Raw genomic sequence first — 17,705 nt, forward strand, 5'->3', positions numbered from 1 at the left:
CTGTTCGCCATTTAAAGAGGTACGTGAGCTGGGTTTAAAACGTCGTGAGACAGTTTGGTCCCTATCTGCCGTGGGCGTTGGAGATTTGACGGGGGCTGCTCCTAGTACGAGAGGACCGGAGTGGACGCACCTCTGGTGTACCGGTTATCACGCCAGTGGTATCGCCGGGTAGCTAAGTGCGGAAGAGATAACCGCTGAAAGCATCTAAGCGGGAAACTCGCCCGAAGATGAGATCTCCCTGGGGGCTGGCTTTATGCCTCTTGTCGGTGATGACAGGCTTGCCGCAGCGAAAACCGCGCAAGGCAAAGCCTCCTCATGACCGCCCAAGAGCCAGGGGGCATAAAGCCAGACCCCCCTGAAGGGTCGTCGAAGACCACGACGTTGATAGGCTGGGTGTGGAAGCGCAGCAATGCGTTAAGCTAACCAGTACTAATTGCCCGTGAGGCTTGACCCTATCACCCCAAATGGCTTGCATTCAGGGAACAGAAGACAGGGAACAGTCAAGGCGTGTCAGTTCCCCGTCTGTCCATCCCTCAACCCCACCGACTCCTTCCCCTTCAGGGACATCATCCCTGACCAAGTTTCCGCCTGGCGGCCATAGCAGCCTGGACCCACCCCTTCCCATCCCGAACAGGACCGTGAAACGGGCTCGCGCCGATGATAGTGGAGATCCCCTCCGCGAAAGTAGGTCACCGCCAGGCACCCCCACCCCACAAAGCCCTCGAAAAGAGGGCTTTGTCTTTTGCACGAGGTACACCCGCCAGGTGCTGTGCTACCATCCAGCCGGCCTTCCCTTCGTTCACCCCCGGCCCATGACGCCTCTGGCTTTTTCCCTGTTGCGACGCCTGTCCCCCAGCGAATTCCGCTCGGGCGAGGTGCTGGCGGCGGAACTCGGGGTCTCCCGCGCCACCATCTGCAACGTGGTGGCACAGTTATCACGCCAGGGCATTGGGATTTACCGACTGCCGGGCCGCGGCTACCGGCTGGCGCGACCCCTGGATTGGCTTGATGCGCCGCGGCTTGCGGCGCAGCTGGGCGATCGCTTCCTCCTCCACGTGCTGGAGGTGACGGACTCGACCAACACGACGCTCATGCGCTGGGCCGCGGAAGGGGCGCCGCACCGGAGCTGTCTGGTGGCGGAATTGCAGACGGCGGGGAGAGGCCGGCGGGGACGCCGCTGGGAGAGCGTGCTGGGGGGCAGCCTCACCTTCTCCGTGTTGTGGCGCTTCCAGCAGGGGGTTGCCCAACTTTCCGGTTTGAGCCTCGCCGTGGGGCTGGCGCTTTATCGCGCGATGGTGGCGCTGGGGGTGCGGGAGGCGGCCCTGAAATGGCCCAACGATCTTCTGCACCGGCACCGCAAGATGGGGGGCATCCTGGTGGAGTTGCAGGGCGATGCCCTGGGGCCGGCCGCCGCCATCATCGGTGTGGGCATCAATGTGTGGCTCGGGGAAGCGCGCGCGCGCATCGACCAGGCGGTGACGGATCTGGCCACCGTGCTGGGTGAGGCCCCTTCCCGCAACGAGGCGCTGGCCACCGTGCTTCGCCATCTCGATGAGGTGCTGTCCCTGTTCGAGGCGCAGGGGTTTGCCCCCTTGCGGGCCGAATGGGAAGCCGTCCACGCCTACCACGGCCGCCATGTCGCCCTTTCCCTCCCCTCCGGCCAGGTGGTGCAGGGGGTGGTGGCGGGCGTGGGGGAGGAGGGGGCGCTCCTCGTGCAAACCATGCGCGGCGTGGAACGCTTCGGCAGCGGCGAAATCAGCCTGCGGCCGGCGAAATTCGCTCCGGCCTGAGGGGAAATTCATGCTCCTTGCTGTCGATGCGGGAAACAGCTTCGTCAAGCTGGGCTGGTACGACGGGGCGTGGCGGGAGGTGGAGCGCGTGCCCCTCGCCGCTTTTGGCAGTTGGGTGGAAGAAACCGTGGCCCAGCCCATGCCCCGGGCGGTGGTGATCGCCAATGTGGCCGGCGAGCGCTTCCGCGCGCCCATGGAAAGGCTTTTGGCGGGCTGGCGCTGTCGCGTGCTGTGGGTGCGCCCGGCCGCCCAAGGCTATGGCATCGTCAACCGTTACCGGCGGCCGGACCAGTTGGGTGCCGACCGCTGGTGTGCCCTGGTGGCCGCCCAAAAGGCGGGGCGGGCGAAACTGGTGGTGGATGTGGGCACGGCAGTGACGGTGGATGCCCTTACTGCCGCGGGCGTGTTCGAGGGCGGCGTCATCCTGCCCGGCCCGGCGCTCATTCACACGAGTCTTGCCGCCAACACGGTGCAGCTTGCGGGTGAGCCGGGGGAGTACGAGATGTTTCCGCGGGAGACGGCCAATGCCATCATGACCGGCGCTCTGCTCGCCATTGCGGGCACGGTGGACCGCATGGCGGAGACCCTGGCGCAGCAGGCGGGCGAAGTGGAAGTCTGGCTTACCGGCGGCGGTGCCCCACCCCTTCTGCCCCTGCTGCGACCCCCCGTGCGCCATGTGCCCCATCTGGTGCTGGAGGGTTTGCTGGCCATTGCCCGTGCGGAGGGTTTGACGTGAGGGTCGTGTTTTTCATTCTGCTTCTGGCCAACGCGGCGGCGCTGGCCTATTTCCTTTTGCAGCCTCACGCCTCTGGCGGGGAGGCCCATCCGCCCCTGCGCCCCGAGGCCGTCCGCATCGTCGCCGCAGCGCCTGCCGCGGCGAAGGCGGCCCCCCAATGTGTGGCGTGGCGGGGCCTTGCCCCCGCGGATGTGCCGCGCGCCCGGGCGGCGCTCACGGAACTTGGGTTGGGCAGCCGCACGACGGTGATCGAGGAGCCGGAATACTGGCTAAACATCCCGTCCCTGAAAAACCGCGCCGAGGCCGAGCAGAAGCTGGGCGAGCTCAAGGCGCTGGGCGTGGGTGAGGCAACCGTGGTGGAGGAGGGCCCTGGCCTCTTTGCCCTTTCTTTGGGCAGCTTCGCCACGCGGGAGGAGGCGGAGGCGGCGTTGAAACGGCTGCAGGAAAGGGGCGTCAAATCCGCGCGGGTGGCGGAACGCCCGGTGCCCCGGGGCCTGCTGGTAACGGAGGTGAGTGAAGCCCTCATGGACCGCCTGCAACAGCTTGCCGCCGAATACGGCGAGTCGGCCCTCAAGCCGGTGCCCTGCCCCACGTCTTGAGCTCTTCTTCCGTGGGGAAGAGCTTGCCCGGGTTGAGGATGCCGTTGGGGTCGAAAACCCCCTTGACTTCCTGCATCAGGCGCAGGGTCACCGGGTCGATCTCCCGTCCCACGAAGGGGCGCTTTTCCCGCCCCACTCCATGCTCGCCGGAGAGGGTGCCGCGCAGCCGGATCACCAGATCGAAAATGCGGGTAAGGCACGCCTGCGCCCGCTGCATCTCCTCCTCGTCCTCCGGATGCACGAGGAGATTTACATGGATGTTGCCATTGCCGGCGTGACCGAAATTCACATTGGCCACGCGGTATTCCCTGGCCAGTTCGGCCACCCCGGCGAGGAACTCCGGCAAATGGGAAACGGGCACCGCCACGTCCTCGTTGATCTTCTTCGGCGCGATGTCCCGCAGCAGGGGGGAGAGCGCCTTGCGTGCCGCCCACAGGGTGCCCGTGTCGGGCAAGGGTTCGGCCTTGATCAGGGCAGGGTCGGCGCAGGCGGCAAGGATCGCCGCCTGGCTGGTTGCGATTTCGCTGGCACTGCCATCCACCTCGATCATGAGCATGGCGCGGCTTTCCTCCGGCACCAGGCCTGGATAATGGGCGCGGATGAGATCCAGGGCACCGGCATCGAGAAACTCCAAAGCCGCGGGCAGGCGGGGCTGCGCCATGATGCGCGTGATGGCATGGGTGCAGGCGACGAGGTCCCGGTAGTGGGCCGTCACGCCCGCGGCCGCTTCCGGCAGTGGGGTGAGCTTGAGCACCGCCTCGGTGATGACGGCGAGGGTTCCCTCGGAGCCGATCAAAAGACGCGTGAGGTCATAGCCCACCACGCCCTTGGTGGTGTAGGTTCCGGTATGGATGATCTCCCCCTTGCCGGTGACGGCGGTGAGGGCCAGCACATGATCGCGGGTGACGCCGTATTTCACCGCGTGGGGGCCGCCGGCGCAGGTGGCCAGGTTGCCCCCCACGGAGCAATAAGCGGCGCTGGAGGGATCGGGGGGCCAGAAGAAGCCGTGTGGCCGGGCCGCCTCCTGCACTTCCTGGTTGAGCACGCCGGGTTCCACCACCATGAGGCGATTGGCGGGATCGATGGAAAGAATGCGGCGCATGCGCTCCAGGGAGAGCACCAGGCCGCCCCGCTCCGGCACGCTGCCGCCGGCGGTGCCCGTGCCCCGTCCCCGCGGGGTGACCGGCACCTGGTAACGGTTGCAGATTTCCAGAATGGCCTGCACCTCCGCCGTGCTCAAAGGGAAGGCCACGGCATCGGGCGCAGTGAGCCTGCGGCTGTTGTCGTAGCCGTAGGCCAGACAATCCGCGGCACTGACGAGGAAGCGGTCCGCGCCCAACAGGCGCAGCAGACTGGAGTGGCAATCGGGGTCGAGCACGGTGGACCTGGTGCGGGTGGCTGAAGAATAGTGATCATACCCACGCCCTTGCCCCTTGCGCCACAGGGAAACGCCGCGCTTCAGGGCAGGTGGATCACGGCAAGGGAAATGTCATCGTGGGGGGTGTGCCCCGCCAGGTGCTTTTCCAGGGCCGCGAGGATGGCGGGGAAAGGACTTTGGCCGCGGGCGGCTTGCGCCGCCTCACGCAGGCGCTGAAAGCCGAAAGCCTCGCCGCTCACCCCGGTGGCCTCCAGGAGCCCATCGGAATAGGCGATGAGGAAGCTTTCCGGCTGCCAGGTGAAAATTTCCGTGGTGGCGTCGAACTGCTCCGGCTCGAGAATGCCCAGGGCCACGTGCCGGCTGTGCAGGATGTGGCTTGCACCATCGGCGGCGAGGATGAGGGGGCTTGGCATGCCGCCATTCCAGACTTCCAGGGTACGCCTTACCGGGTCCACGGCGAACAGGGCCGCAGCGACGAAACGGCCCCGGGGCAGGGCGGTGCCCAGGCGGGCATTCATTTCCGTGACGATCTTTGCCGGGGGAAAGGCTTTGTTCACCATGGCGTAGAAGATATCCACCACCGGCAGCAGGCTCACCGCGGCGGCAAGTCCATGGCCCATGGCATCGGCGACGAAGACGAAAAGCCGCTCATCCGGGCTGCGTGCACTCAGCACCACATCGCCGCTGAAGGCTTCCGCCGGCTGGAGTTTCCACTCCAGGAGGGGATCATCCGGCCGACCCCGCTTGATCATGCAATCGACGAGCGCCCGGGTGGTCTCATGCGCCTCTTCCACCCGCTTCTGGTAGGCCTCGAGTTCCTTCACCGTGCGGGCAAGGAGGTGTTCCTGCCGCTTGCGTTCGGAAATGTCCTCCACCACGGCGACGAAGTGCTTGCGCCCCAGCCATTCCATCTCGGTGAGGGAGATGAAGAGGGGCACCAGGGTGCCATCCTTGCGCTTGCCGTAGATGTCGCGGCCGCGGCCCATCACCGTCGGCTCCCCAGTGGCCTGGTAGCGGCCCATGTAGGCGTCGTGGCGGTGCGCATCCGGGAGGGGCATCAGCATGGACACGTTGCGCCCCACCACTTCATCCGCACGGTAGCCGAAAATTCTCTCTGCGGCGGGGTTGAAGCTTTCGACGATGCCCTGGGTGTCGGTGGCGATGATGCCTTCCAGCACGTGGTCGAAGAGGGTCTGGAAGCGGTGCACTTCCAGCAGGCGCCGCTGCAGGGCAAGGCCCACCCCCAGAAGATTCATGCGGGCAAGAAGCTGCCGCGGCTCGATGGGTTTGGCCAGCCAATCGTCGATGCCCCATTCCACACAGTGGGCGGGCTCCGGTGGGGTGGTGGCCATGAGCAGCGCGGGCACCCAGCGGCTTGCGCGCAGGCTTTCCCGCAGGCGGCGGGGAAGCTCAGGTTTTTCGGCGGGGCAGACCGCCTCATCGATGAGGACGACGTCGGGGCGGGATTTTTGCAGGGCGGCGATGGCCTCTGCGCTGCTCCCGGTGATGACGAGATCATGGCCCCGCACCGCGAGCAGATGTTGCAGGCTGCGCGCGATCTCGTCGCTGTCGGTGGCGACCAGAAGCCGCAGGCTTTCCGGACACTCTAGGACCTCGCCGCCGACCCCGAACACGGGCCCGGCCGGTGGGTGCCATCCCCAGGCATTCATGCCATCCTCCGCGTGGACTCAATGGGCCGAGGGGCCCGTCGCGTCTTTCTTGCGCGATTGACCATTCGATGATGTCAACTATAGCCGGCTGTCATTTTTCTGACAACCGTGGACTTTAGCTCCTGCCGCGGATGCGCGCGATGAGGTGGGTGGTGGATTGGGGATGGAGGAAAGGGATGCTGTGCACCTGGCCACCCCAGGCGAGCACTTCAGTGGCGCCGACGATGCGCTCCACGGGCCAGTCGCCGCCTTTGACCAGCACCTCCGGGCGGACGGCGAGGATGAGCTCGAGGGGCGTGTCGGCATCGAAGAGCGTCACCAGGGACACACTCTCCAGGGCGGCGAGCACGGCGGCGCGGTCGGCTTCGGGGTTGATGGGGCGGTCTTCCCCCTTGCCCTGCCGCCGCACCGATTGATCGCTGTTGACGGCCACGAGGAGGCTTGCACCCAGGGCGCGGGCTTGGGCGAGATAGGTGACATGGCCCCGATGCAGGATGTCGAAGCAGCCGTTGGTGAAGACCAGGGGGCGGGGCAGGCGCGCCACCCGTGTGTGGAGTTCCTGCGGCGGGCAGATCTTCTGCTCAAAGGCGGGTGGCGGATAGTCGCGCATCAATCCAGGTATTCGAAGAGGCGCACCACCCTTTTTACGCCCGGCGTGGTGGCGGCGATGTCGGTGGCGGCCTCGGCCTCGGCGCGCTTGACGAGACCCATGAGATAGACCACCCCGGCCTCCGTCACCACCTTCACGTGATTGGCATTGAATTTGCGTGCGTCCACCATGCGCGCTTTCACCCGGGTGGTGAGGTAGGTGTCATGGCTGCGCTCGGGGAACGAGCTGGGTTGCCCAATCACGGTTTCGTTGAAGACCTGGCGCACATTGGGTACGCCCTTGGCGATCTCCGCCACGGCGGCGCGGGTGGCCTCGTCTGGCACCTCACCGGTGAGGAGCACGGCGAGGTTGAAGCTGGTGACATTGACGTGGGTGTTGCTGCCGAAACGTTCGGCGATGCGGTTGGCCACCTTGAGCTCGATGTTCTGGTCCTCGATGTAGATACCGGAGGTGCGGCGGTCATCCGCCATCAGCACCCCGGCGCCCACGCCGGTGGCCACCACGGGGAAGCAGCCGGACAGGAAAAAGGGGAGGACAACGAGCAGGGCAAAAGGCAGGGACGGGCGCATCATTCGGCTCCCAGAAGCAGATAATCGATGGCATCGCAAAGACAATGCAGGGTGAGCAGGTGCACCTCCTGGATGCGGGCGGTGACGGTGGACGGCACGCAGATGTGCACATCCTCGGCGTTCAGAATTTCGGCGAGCTGGCCGCCACCCCTGCCGGTGAGGGCGATGACGCCCATCTCCCGCTCATGGGCGGCGTGCACCGCCTCCACCACGTTGCGGGAATTGCCGCTGGTGGAAATGGCCAGCAGCAGATCGCCGGGCTGTCCCAGCGCGCGCACCTGCTTGGAGAAAACCTGCTCGTAGGCGTAATCGTTGGCAATGGAGGTGAGCGTCGAGGTATCGGTGGTGAGCGCGAGTGCCGCCAGCCCCGGACGTTCCCGCTCGAAACGGTTGAGGAGCTCGGAGGAGAAATGCTGGGCGTCGGCTGCCGAGCCGCCATTGCCACAGGCCATGATCTTGCCGTCTTTCATCAGGCAGGCCACCATGCGCTCCGCCGCCTGGGCGATGGGCTCGGCGAGCAGCTCCATGGCCTGCAGCTTGAGATGGGCGCTGTCCGTGAACTGCTGATGGATGCGGCTGGCGAGATCCATGACGGGGAAGGGCGGGCCGGAATCAGTCGGCGCTGAAGGCATTGCGCAGCCATTCTAGCGTGGGCGGGTTGCCGGTGCCAAGCAGCACCACGTCGAAGCGGCAGGGCGGAAGGGGGTTCTGCCGGGCGAGGAAGTGGCGGGCGGTGGCGATGATGCGCCGCTGTTTGTCGGCGGTAATGCTCGCTGCGGCGCCGCCGAAACGATGGCTTGTGCGCTGGCGGACTTCCACGAACACCAGGGTCTCGCCATCGCGCAGGATGAGGTCGATCTCACCGAAGCGGCAGCGGTAATGGGTGGCGACGGGAGTGAGCCCCTGCGCCACGAGATGGGCGAGGGCCACCTGTTCCGCGGCCTCCCCTTTTTGCCGGCTCATGGGCGCGCTCCGGGCGCGGGTTCCACCACCACCACGGTATCCTGCACGAATTCGGCGGCCACCGCGCGCCGGCTGACGATTCCCTCCGCACCCAGGGTGAGTCGGCCGGTGACGCCATCGAGCTCGACTTCGCCCACCCCCTGCCGCCAGAAGATCGCGGCCAGACGTGCCGCATCAATGCCCAGGGCATAGAGGCGTTCCAGCTCCACCGGCAGCGACTGCGGCCGGGGAAGAAGCATCACCGCCGGATGATCCGGCTCCAGCAGCCAGGGGATGTCCACGAAACGCACGCCGGCGAGGTCCACGTTGCGGGGGTCGCTCAGCCGGCCGCCAAAGGCCTGGGAGGTGGCATAGACGGGTAGGGTGGCGGCGAGATAGGGGCGGACGGCGCGTGCTTCGCCTGCACCGGCGGCGAGGAAGACCATGTCCGCCCCGCCGGCGGCCACCCCTTTGACGGCGGCCTCCCGTCCCGGCGTGAAACGCACGCTGGCGGCAAGCCGTCCCCCCAGCGCCAGCCATTGCTCGGCGAAGGCCGACTGCATGCGCCGCGCAAGGGCGGTGTCGGCGACGACGACCAGGGCGTGGCGGTGCCCATCGGCAAAGGCGAGCGTTGCCACCTGGCGGGCTTCCTCCTCGGCGGAAAGGCCGAAACCCACCAGATTGGGCGGAAGCAACAGCTCCCGTTCCGGTAGGCTCAGGGTGAGGGTGGGTACAGGCACCCGGCCGCTTTTTGCCAGCGCGGTGACAGCGTTGCGGGTGAGCGGCCCCACCACCACCCGCGCGCCATTCGCCACCGCCGCCTCGTAGGCGGTGAGGATCTGTGCCACCTCCGCCCCCGTGGCCTCGATGCGCACCGGGATGCCTTCCCCCTTGGCTGCGGCGAGGAAGCCATCGCGCACCGCCTGGGCGGGCGCCTTGAGCGCCGGCTCGTTGAGGGGCAGCAGAAGAGCGATGTGGGGCGGCTGCCCCTTCTCTGCTAGGCTGTCGTCTGCGGCGCGCGCGGCTTCGCCGCGGACCAAGGCAAGACAGAGGAGCAGCAGGACATGGAAGAGGCGCATGGGGGCGAAGCAGCCGGGGGATGCGGGGCATTATATGTCGTCGCCACCCCCATCGGTAACCTGAAGGACATCACCCGGCGCGCCATCGAGGTGCTAGCCAGGGTGGAGCGGGTGGCCGCGGAGGACACGCGGGTGGCGGGCCAGCTCCTCGCCCATCTGGGCATCTCCAAACCGCTTGTCGCGGTGCATGAACACAACGAGGAGGCCGGCGCGGAAAAAATCCTTGCCGCATTGGCGCGGGGGGAATCCGTGGCCCTCGTCACCGATGCCGGCACCCCCGGCGTGAGCGATCCCGGGGCGCGGGTGGTGAGACGGGTGCGCGCCGCCGGCTTCCGCGTGGTGCCCATCCCCGGCCCCAGCGCCCTGACGGCGGCGCTGTCGGTGGCGGGGCTCAATCAGCCCCAGGTGCTCTTCTACGGCTTCCTGCCGGCAAAAGCGGCGGAACGGCGGGCCGTGCTGGAAAGCCTGAAGCACCTGCCCTATGCCCTGGCCTTCTACGAGTCACCCCATCGCATCCGCGACACGGTCGAGGATCTCGCCGCCATTCTCGGTGAGGGGCGCAGTGTGGTCATCGCCCGCGAGCTCACCAAGCGCTTCGAGGAAATCCACGCGGGCCCCTTGAGCGAGGCCGCCCGGTGGCTTGCCGCCGACCCCCACCGCAGCCGCGGCGAATTCGTGCTCATCGTCTCCGGCGCGGAAGAAGAGGCGGCGGAGGAGGCCGAAGCGCAGCGGGTGCTCAACATCCTCCTTGCGGAATTGCCCGCAAGCCAGGCCGCACGGCTTGCCGCCGCCATCACCGGCCACAAACGGAGGAGGCTCTATGAGCTCGCGCTGAAGCAGCGCGGGGACTGAAAGGGGGAAATCACAGCGTATGCAGAGGAACGCGCAGTTTTTTCTGATCCCTGATCCCTGCCCTATCGCGTCGTGCGCACTTCGTCGAAGATTTCCCCCAGGTCCTTTTCCCAGCGCTCGAAGATGGGTGCCAGCTCCGGCTGGGGGAAGAATTCCTTGAGCACGGTGGGGCGGGCGGTGGTGAGCAGGGTCTGGCCCTCCTCGGCAAAGATGGCCACGTTGAGGGGCAGGTAGGGGATGAGCTCGGGGTGTTCCGCGGCGAGTTTTTCCACCTCGCCGGGGCGCCCGAAAAAGACCACGCGGTAGCGGTCGGTCTTGTAGCCCTTCGCTTCCAGCCCCACGTCCACCCGTTGCACCTTGGCCACTTTGTAGCCGCGGGCGGCGATGGCCGCCTGCAGGGTGGACATGGCCTCTTCGAAATTCTGTGCCGAGCGGACGAGCAAAAGCTGGTCGGCCCATGCAGCGCAGGCGAAAAAAAGCAGGATGAGGCAGGCACCCAGGCGTTTCATAACGCGGCCTCCTCCATGATGGTGCGGTAGAGTCGGGACATCTGATCACACATTTCGTTGAGCTCGCTGTTGTTGAAGATTTTCGATAGACGCTTGGGATTGATGCTCATCATGCGCACCTTGCCATTCTGCTCCACCACCGTGATGCGGCAGGGGAGGAAAAGGCCGACCCGGGGATCGATCGCCAGGGCCTGGTTCAGCATGCCGAAGTTGCAGAAATAGACGATGTGCTGCCGCGGATTCTCCTGACCTTCGGCGGCGATGCCCGAATCCAGAGTTTGTTCCCGGATGAAGACGAAGTTGTTGGAGGTGGCGGCACGCTTGACGTTTTCCACCGTGGTGGCGAGATCGTAGGGGGAATCCACCACCAGGATGGGCTGGTCGGTCTCCAGCACCGGGGTGGCCGGCGGATGTTTTTCCAGGCTGCGCACGAAGGCGACGATGTCATTGAGATCGCGGTCGGAAAGCCCCCGCGATTTGAAGGCCACCATGGGGGTGCCTTCGCGGCCCCTGACCAGGGTGGCGCGGATCATGGCGTCCGAGGCAGCGGCGAGATAGCCCGGGTTGTTGAGGGCGGGCGGCATGATGGGTAGATCCCGGGGCCGGGAGAAGGTGACGCCGGTGCCGTGGCTGCCCTCGCCGCGGGGCCCATGGCAGCCGGCACAGTAACGGGCGAACAACTGTTCCCCCCGCGTCGCGTTGCCGCGGATGGGTTTGCGGTCGAAGACGGGTTTTTTGCCCCGGTGGAAACGACGTAGATGGGCCACGATGGCGTCCACCTCGGCATCGGAAAGCTGGGTGAAGGCCGGCATGACCCGCCCCGGCCGGCCCAGCCGGATGGTGCGGCGCAGATATTCGTCGTCCACCGTGGCCTGGAAGGAAGGCAGGGCCAGGGGGACACCGATGCCGCCCCGGCCATCCTCGCCATGGCAGGCGGCGCAATGACGGGAATAGAGCTCGGCGCCATCCGCCGCCCAGAGGGGAGGCGCGGAAAAGACGGCAAGGAAGAGCAAAATGAACGAGCCAGGCAGGCGCGGCATGGAAGCCTCCTTTCAGGATAAGAATATCCGCAAAAACGAATATAGCCGCAATGGCCGGTCCTGCCAAGGGCAAAAACGGAAGCCGGGATAAAACGCGAAGAACAGCGAAGCCTGCCGCAGGGGGCAGGCGCATGGGCTATACTGCCGGCCTCATTTCCCTTTTTCTTCCCATGCAGCTCACCCTCATCCGTCCCGACGACTGGCATCTGCATCTGCGCGATGGCGCCATGATGGCCGCCGTCTTGCCGGACACCGCGCGGCGCTTCGCCCGCGCCATCGTCATGCCCAATCTGAAGCCGCCGGTGACCACCACCGAACAGGCGCGCGCCTATCGGGAGCGTATCCTCGCGGCCCTGCCGCCGGGGCTTTCCTTCACGCCCCTGATGACCCTCTACCTCACCGACAACACGCCCGCGGAGGAAATCCGCCGTGCGCGAAACTCGGGTTTCGTCCACGGGGTGAAATACTACCCGGCAGGCGCGACCACCCATTCCGATGCGGGCGTGACCGACATCCGGCGCTGTGATGGGGTGTTGGCGGCGATGGAGGAATGGGGCATGCCGCTTTTGGTGCACGGAGAGGTCACCGACCCCGCGGTGGATGTCTTCGACCGCGAGGCGGTCTTCATCGATCGCGTGCTTGTCCCCCTGCTTAAGCGCTTCCCGCGTCTGCGCCTCGTGCTGGAGCACATCACCACCCGCGAGGCGGTTGAGTTCGTGGAAAGTGCACCGCCCCAGGTGGCGGCCACCATCACCGTGCATCATCTGCTCTACAACCGCAATGCGATGTTCACCGGCGGCATCCGTCCCCACATGTACTGCCTGCCGGTGCTGAAGCGAGAGACCCACCGGGCCGCGTTGCTGCAGGCCGCCACCAGCGGCAACCCGAAATTCTTTCTCGGCACCGACAGCGCGCCGCATGCCCGCCCCGCAAAGGAAAGCGCCTGCGGCTGCGCCGGCATCTACACCGCCCACGCCGCCCTCGAGCTTTATGCGGAAGTGTTCGAGGCGATGGGGGCTTTAGACCGTCTGCAGGCCTTCGCCAGCTTCCACGGGGCCGATTTCTACGGTCTGCCCCGCAACCAGGACACCATCACCCTGGTGCGGGAGCCGTGGACAGTGCCCGCGGAGCTTCCCTTCGGTGAGACCACTCTGGTGCCCCTTCGCGCCGGCGAGACCGTCGCCTGGCGGCTTGCAACGGAAAAAGAACGAAACCCATGAGCCTTGCGCCCCTGCCTGCGGAGCGTTTGTTCCGCCCCTGTGATCCCGCCTGTTTTCCCTTCGAGACGACGGAGGAGGTCCCCGACCTCGACCAATTCATCGGCCAGGACCGCGCCGAGGCCGCCATCCGCTTCGCCGCCGGCATGCGCCACGATGGCTACAACCTCTATGCCCTCGGCCCGGCGGGAACCGGCAAACGCTCCCTGGTGGAGCAGCTTCTGCGCAAGCGGGCGGCGCAGGAGCCGGTGCCCGATGACTGGTGTTATGTGCACAACTTCGCCGCCCCCCACCGGCCGCGTGCCCTGCGGCTTCCCGCCGGCCGCGGCGCGCGACTGCGTGGCGACATGGTGCGCCTCGTCGAGGAGCTGCGGGTGGCCATTCCGGGTGCCTTCGAGGCGGATCAGTACCGGACGCGGGTGGAGGCCATCCACGCCGAATACGGCGAGCGTCAGGAAAAGGCGCTGCGGGAGCTGGGGGACGAGGCGGCAGCCCATGGCATTGCGCTGCTGCGCATGCCCGATGGTTTCGTCTTCGCCCCCATCCGGGAAGGCAAGGTGCTCTCCCCGGAGGAATACGAGAAGCTGCCGGATGACGAAAAACGACACATCGACGCCCAGGTGGCGGGCTACCAGGCCCGGCTGGAGGAAATCCTGCGCGCCATCCCGAAATGGCGGCGCGAAATGCGCGAGGCCCTGCGGCGGCTCAATGAGCAGACGGCCATGCTGGCGGTGGGGCAGATCATGGACGAGCTCTTCGACGCCTACCAGGACCTGCCGGATGTGCTCGCCTATCTGCAGGCCGTGCGTGACGACGTGCTGCAGAATACCGACCTCTTTCTCAAGGCGGGCGAGGCCGCGCCGGGTGGCGAGGGTGGCATTGGCCCCTTCAACCGCTACCAGGTGAACCTCCTCGTGGATCATGGCGATGCCAGCGGTGCGCCCATCGTCACCGAGGATCATCCCACCTACAACAATCTCATCGGGCGCGTGGAGCACCTGGCGCAGATGGGGGCCCTCATCACCGACTTCACCCTCATCAAACCGGGCGCCCTGCATCGGGCCAACGGGGGCTATCTGCTGCTCGAGGCCCACCGCCTGCTTGCCCAGCCCTTCGCCTGGGAGGCGCTGAAGCGGGCGCTGTATGCCAAATCCCTGCGCATCGAATCGGTGGGCCAGATTCTGAGCCTGGTGCCCACCGTCTCCCTGGAGCCGGAGGCGATCCCCCTCGAGGTGAAGGTGGTGCTGCTGGGGGACCGCTTCCTCTATTACCTGCTGCAGGAACTGGACCCGGAGTTTGCGGAACTTTTCAAGGTGGCGGCCGATTTCGAGGACACCCTGCCCCGGGACGATCGCCAATCGGCGCTCTACGCCCGGCTCATCGCCACCCTCGTGCGCCGCGAGGGCCTGCTGCCCTTTCACCGCGAGGCGGTGGCGCGGGTGGTGGAGCATGCCTCGCGGCTGGCGGAGGATGCGGAAAAACTCACCGCCCACATGCGCAGTGTGGCCGACCTGCTGCGGCAGGCCGATTACGCGGCGCGCGCGGTGCAGGCGGAACGGGTGGAGGCAGTCCATGTGGAAGAGGCCATCGCCGCCATGGAGGCGCGCAGCGACCGCCTCAAGCGCCGCCTGCAGGAAGAAATCCTGCGGGGCACCCTCCTCATCGACACCGAGGGCGCCACGGTGGGCAGCATCAACGGGCTGTCGGTGGTGGAGCTGGGCGAAGCCCGCTTCGCCCACCCCACCCGCATCACCGCCACCACCCGGATCGGCGATGGGGACGTCATCAACATCGAGCGCGAGGTGGAACTGTCGGGCGCCATCCATTCCAAGGGCGTGATGATCCTCGCCTCCTTCCTCGCCGCCCGTTACGCCCGCAACCGGCCGCTTTCGCTGACCGCGAGTCTCGCCTTCGAACAGTCCTATGGTTTCGTCGAGGGCGATTCCGCTTCGCTAGCCGAGCTTTGCGCCCTGCTTTCCGATCTCGCCCAGGTGCCCATCCGCCAGGGGCTCGCGGTGACGGGTTCGGTCAACCAGTTCGGCCAGGTGCAGGCCATCGGTGCGGTGAACGAGAAAATCGAGGGATTCTTCGACATCTGCGCCGCGCGTGGTCTTACCGGGGAGCAGGGGGTGCTGATCCCTGCTGCCAACGTCAAGCATCTGATGCTCGCGCGGCGGGTGCGGGAGGCCTGCGCCGCGGGTCGATTCCACATCTACGCGGTGGAGACGGTGGACGAGGCGATGGAAATCCTCACCGGCGTGCCCGCCGGGCTGCCCGACGAAGAGGGCAACCTGCCGGAGGGCAGCATCAACTGGCGGGTGGCGGCCCAGCTCTACGAACTCTCCCTCATCCGTCAGGAATTCGCCGGCGCCGGCCGCAAGAGGGGCAGGAAATCAGGGAGCAGGGATCAGTAATCGGGGATGAGCGGGCAGGGGGCGCAGCACGCCGTCTCTCCCGTGGTCTTCCCAGCCTTTGCCCCCTGCTTCTTCCGTGGTGAAAGAAAAAGGGGAAGCAAAACCTTGCCCTTCCCCTTGCGGGAGGCTTACCCCCGGAAGCGCTGCACGCTGCGGCCCAGGTGTTCCGCCGCCTCCCCCAGGCGCTGGGCGAGGGCGCAGGCTTCCTGCATGGTGGCCACGGTGCGGTCGCCGTTTTCGGCAATGCGGGCGATCTGGTTGGAGATATCCTGGATGGCCCGTGCCTGTTCCTGGGTGGCACCCCCCACCTCGTCCATGCGGCCGGCGGCCTGGCGCACCGCATGGCCCGATGCCGCCATCAGTTCCGCGAAGGTTTCCATGGCCTCCTGCATGGCCGAAAGTTCCGACAGCCCTTCCTTGACGGTCTTGTCCACGGCCTGGCTGTCGGCCTCGATGGTGTGGGTGACCTGATCGATTTCGTGGGCGGCGAGGGCCGATTTCTCGGCAAGCTTCCTCACTTCGTCCGCCACCACGGCAAAACCTCTCCCCTGCTCGCCCGCCCGCGCCGCCTCGATGGCCGCGTTCAGGGCCAGCAGATTGGTCTGGTCGGCGATTTCCTTGACCTGGCGGGTCATGCGGCTGATCTTCGCCGCTTTCGCCACGAATTCCTGCACGGCGCCGGCCATGGTCTGCACCAGGTTCTCCACGGTGAAGATTTGCCCCGCCATGCTGGAAATACCCTCGTTGGCCCGCTCGGTCTGCTCCAGGCTGTGGTGGGCGTCTTCCCGTACCTGCTGGCCCAGCTCGGCGACACTCTCGACGCTGGCGGAGAGTTGCTCCACCGCCGCCGCGCTTTCCTGGGCCGCCGCGCTTTGCGCCTCGACGGCGCTGCGCACACCATCGGCATGGGCGAGGAGCTCCCGGGAAACGGTGTCCAGGGTACGGGTGGCGGCGGCGACTTCATGGCTGATGCCGCGGATCATGAGCAGCAGCGCATTGTAGGCCTTGGCCACCTGTCCGATCTCGTCGTCACTGGGAACCGGCGCCCGCCGCGACAGATCGCCATCCCCCTGGGTGGCCAGCATGGTGTCCCGCAGCGCCTCCAGCGGACGTACGATGCGGGCAATGGCCAGGGGGGCAAGGCCAAGGGTGAGCAGGAGGCTTGCCCCCGCGGTGAAGGCGGCGGGCACACCGGCAAGCCAGCCGGCCACGGGAACCAGGCCGATGACCGCCGTGAGCGTCCAGATTTTGCTGCGCAGGCCGAAGTTTTTCAGGCGTTGGCCGATGCCGTTAAGCTGCGCCCGGCCGGCGTTGAGGTCGGCGTAGAGTTTTTCCGCCGCGGCAATCTGGGCCCGGCTTGCCTTGGTGCGCACGGAAACATAGCCGGTGATGCGGCCGTTTTCCTTGATGGGGGCGACGTTGGCCTCCACCCAGTAATGGTCGCCGTTCTTGCGCCGGTTCTTGACGATGCCATTCCACAGCCTGCCCTTGCGGATGGTGGCCCACAGATCGGCGAAGGCGGCGGCGGGCATGTCCGGATGGCGAAGGATGTTGTGGGGCTGGCCGATGAGCTCCTCGCGGCTAAAGCCCGAGACTTCGACGAAATCGTCGTTGGCCTCGGTGATGATGCCCTTGGGGTCGGTCTTGGAAATGATGATGGCGCTATCGCGAAAGTCGTATTCGTGCTGGGTGACGGGCAGATTCCGCCGCATGATGTTCTCCTCTTTCCTCTGCAAAGGGCCCGGGGCCTGGGTCTGTATCGGCAGGGGGGAGGGGAACTTGAGGGCGCAGGGCGCGGCGGACCGGAGTCCACTCCGGAGGGGCAGGCTTTTTAGCGGCGGATGGCCGCCTCCACTTCCTGTTCGCGCCGGGTGATGCGGGCGAGCGCCATCATTTCCTCCGCCAGCAGGGCCAGCAGGTCGTCGAGGGAAACGATGCCCACCAGGGCCCCTTCCCCATCCACCACCGGCATGCGGCGCACCCCGTGCAGGCGCATGCGCTGGATGGTCTCATAGACGCCGTCCTGCTCCCGGGCGGTGGCGAGCTCCCGGGTGATGAGGTCCCCCATGCGGAAGAGGGAGGGGTCCACCTCCTTGGCCATGACCTCGATGACCAGGTCGCGGTCGGTGACGATGCCCACGGGCACGCGCCTGCCCTCGCGCTCCTCGACGATCACCACGTCCCCCACGTGGTACTGGCGCATGAGTTTGGCTGCTTCCACGGCACTTTCCCGGGCAAAGGCGATGACGACTTCGCGGTTGCAGATTTCTCCGATGGGCATGGTAGGTTTTCCTCGTTCA

At 66.6% G+C, this 17,705-nt stretch carries 17 protein-coding genes and 2 rRNA genes; 8 read left to right on the forward strand and 11 right to left on the reverse strand.

Annotated elements, in window-relative coordinates; translation table 11 throughout:
* From K6T56_00005 to K6T56_00025, 5 genes are all read left to right on the forward strand, one after another.
* Positions 1 to 454 (forward strand): 23S ribosomal RNA (locus tag K6T56_00005); the annotation flags it as partial.
* A gap of 133 nt (positions 455 to 587) precedes the next feature.
* A 5S ribosomal RNA gene (gene rrf / locus K6T56_00010) occupies positions 588 to 701 on the forward strand.
* Between the two features lie 111 nt (positions 702 to 812).
* Complete coding sequence (locus K6T56_00015; protein ID MCL6554723.1) at positions 813 to 1,790, forward strand: biotin--[acetyl-CoA-carboxylase] ligase; 978 nt, start codon at positions 813 to 815, stop codon at positions 1,788 to 1,790.
* A gap of 10 nt (positions 1,791 to 1,800) precedes the next feature.
* Complete coding sequence (locus K6T56_00020) at positions 1,801 to 2,526, forward strand: type III pantothenate kinase (GenBank protein MCL6554724.1); 726 nt, start codon at positions 1,801 to 1,803, stop codon at positions 2,524 to 2,526.
* Entirely contained in the window at positions 2,523 to 3,125 is a 603-nt protein-coding gene (locus K6T56_00025) for an SPOR domain-containing protein (protein MCL6554725.1), read from the forward strand. The genes K6T56_00020 and K6T56_00025 overlap by 4 nt, the downstream gene beginning before the upstream one ends.
* Here K6T56_00025 and K6T56_00030 read toward each other — a convergent pair.
* From K6T56_00030 to K6T56_00060, 7 genes are all read right to left on the reverse strand, one after another.
* Positions 3,097 to 4,503 (reverse strand): FAD-binding protein, encoded by a 1,407-nt coding sequence (locus K6T56_00030; protein ID MCL6554726.1) that lies wholly within the window; start codon positions 4,501 to 4,503, stop codon positions 3,097 to 3,099. The genes K6T56_00025 and K6T56_00030 overlap by 29 nt on opposite strands.
* 80 nt (positions 4,504 to 4,583) lie before the next feature.
* Positions 4,584 to 6,173 carry a SpoIIE family protein phosphatase gene (locus K6T56_00035; GenBank protein MCL6554727.1) on the reverse strand — a complete coding sequence of 530 codons (1,590 nt, stop codon included), beginning with the start codon at positions 6,171 to 6,173 and terminating at the stop codon, positions 4,584 to 4,586.
* A 115-nt stretch (positions 6,174 to 6,288) separates the two neighbouring features.
* On the reverse strand, positions 6,289 to 6,783 hold the full coding sequence (gene rfaE2 / locus K6T56_00040) for a D-glycero-beta-D-manno-heptose 1-phosphate adenylyltransferase (protein ID MCL6554728.1): 495 nt from the start codon (positions 6,781 to 6,783) through the stop codon (positions 6,289 to 6,291).
* Positions 6,783 to 7,355 carry a BON domain-containing protein gene (locus K6T56_00045; GenBank protein ID MCL6554729.1) on the reverse strand — a complete coding sequence of 191 codons (573 nt, stop codon included), beginning with the start codon at positions 7,353 to 7,355 and terminating at the stop codon, positions 6,783 to 6,785. The genes rfaE2 and K6T56_00045 overlap by 1 nt, the downstream gene beginning before the upstream one ends.
* Positions 7,352 to 7,942 (reverse strand): phosphoheptose isomerase, encoded by a 591-nt coding sequence (locus K6T56_00050; GenBank protein ID MCL6554730.1) that lies wholly within the window; start codon positions 7,940 to 7,942, stop codon positions 7,352 to 7,354. Before K6T56_00050 ends, K6T56_00045 begins: the two co-directional genes overlap by 4 nt.
* Positions 7,943 to 7,964: 22 nt before the next feature.
* Complete coding sequence (locus K6T56_00055) at positions 7,965 to 8,315, reverse strand: YraN family protein (GenBank protein MCL6554731.1); 351 nt, start codon at positions 8,313 to 8,315, stop codon at positions 7,965 to 7,967.
* Positions 8,312 to 9,373, reverse strand: a complete 1,062-nt coding sequence (locus tag K6T56_00060; protein MCL6554732.1) for a penicillin-binding protein activator — start codon at positions 9,371 to 9,373, stop codon at positions 8,312 to 8,314. Before K6T56_00060 ends, K6T56_00055 begins: the two co-directional genes overlap by 4 nt.
* Here K6T56_00060 and rsmI point away from each other — a divergent pair.
* Positions 9,359 to 10,225, forward strand: a complete 867-nt coding sequence (gene rsmI, locus K6T56_00065; protein ID MCL6554733.1) for a 16S rRNA (cytidine(1402)-2'-O)-methyltransferase — start codon at positions 9,359 to 9,361, stop codon at positions 10,223 to 10,225. The genes K6T56_00060 and rsmI overlap by 15 nt on opposite strands.
* A 62-nt stretch (positions 10,226 to 10,287) precedes the next feature.
* Here the strand turns inward: rsmI and K6T56_00070 are convergent, their stop codons facing one another.
* Positions 10,288 to 10,734: a DUF302 domain-containing protein gene (locus K6T56_00070; protein ID MCL6554734.1), complete on the reverse strand. Its 447-nt coding sequence runs from the start codon at positions 10,732 to 10,734 to the stop codon at positions 10,288 to 10,290.
* A complete protein-coding gene (locus K6T56_00075; GenBank protein MCL6554735.1) occupies positions 10,731 to 11,774 on the reverse strand; it encodes a c-type cytochrome in 1,044 nt (347 codons plus the stop codon). The genes K6T56_00070 and K6T56_00075 overlap by 4 nt, the downstream gene beginning before the upstream one ends.
* Positions 11,775 to 11,905: 131 nt before the next feature.
* On the opposite strand from K6T56_00075, the gene pyrC reads away from it, so the two are divergent.
* Together pyrC and K6T56_00085 are read left to right on the forward strand one after the other, a co-directional pair.
* A complete protein-coding gene (gene pyrC / locus K6T56_00080) occupies positions 11,906 to 12,994 on the forward strand; it encodes a dihydroorotase (protein MCL6554736.1) in 1,089 nt (362 codons plus the stop codon).
* Positions 12,991 to 15,405, forward strand: coding sequence for an AAA family ATPase (locus K6T56_00085; GenBank protein ID MCL6554737.1), 2,415 nt, complete (start codon positions 12,991 to 12,993; stop codon positions 15,403 to 15,405). Before pyrC ends, K6T56_00085 begins: the two co-directional genes overlap by 4 nt.
* A gap of 128 nt (positions 15,406 to 15,533) precedes the next feature.
* Here the strand turns inward: K6T56_00085 and K6T56_00090 are convergent, their stop codons facing one another.
* Both K6T56_00090 and K6T56_00095 read right to left on the reverse strand, forming a co-directional pair.
* Entirely contained in the window at positions 15,534 to 17,117 is a 1,584-nt protein-coding gene (locus K6T56_00090; protein ID MCL6554738.1) for a methyl-accepting chemotaxis protein, read from the reverse strand.
* A 119-nt stretch (positions 17,118 to 17,236) separates the two neighbouring features.
* Positions 17,237 to 17,686 (reverse strand): CBS domain-containing protein, encoded by a 450-nt coding sequence (locus K6T56_00095; protein ID MCL6554739.1) that lies wholly within the window; start codon positions 17,684 to 17,686, stop codon positions 17,237 to 17,239.
* Positions 17,687 to 17,705 lie beyond the last annotated feature (19 nt).

It is taken from the genome of Burkholderiales bacterium, assembly GCA_023511995.1.
Lineage (GTDB): Bacteria > Pseudomonadota > Gammaproteobacteria > Burkholderiales > Thiobacteraceae > Thiobacter.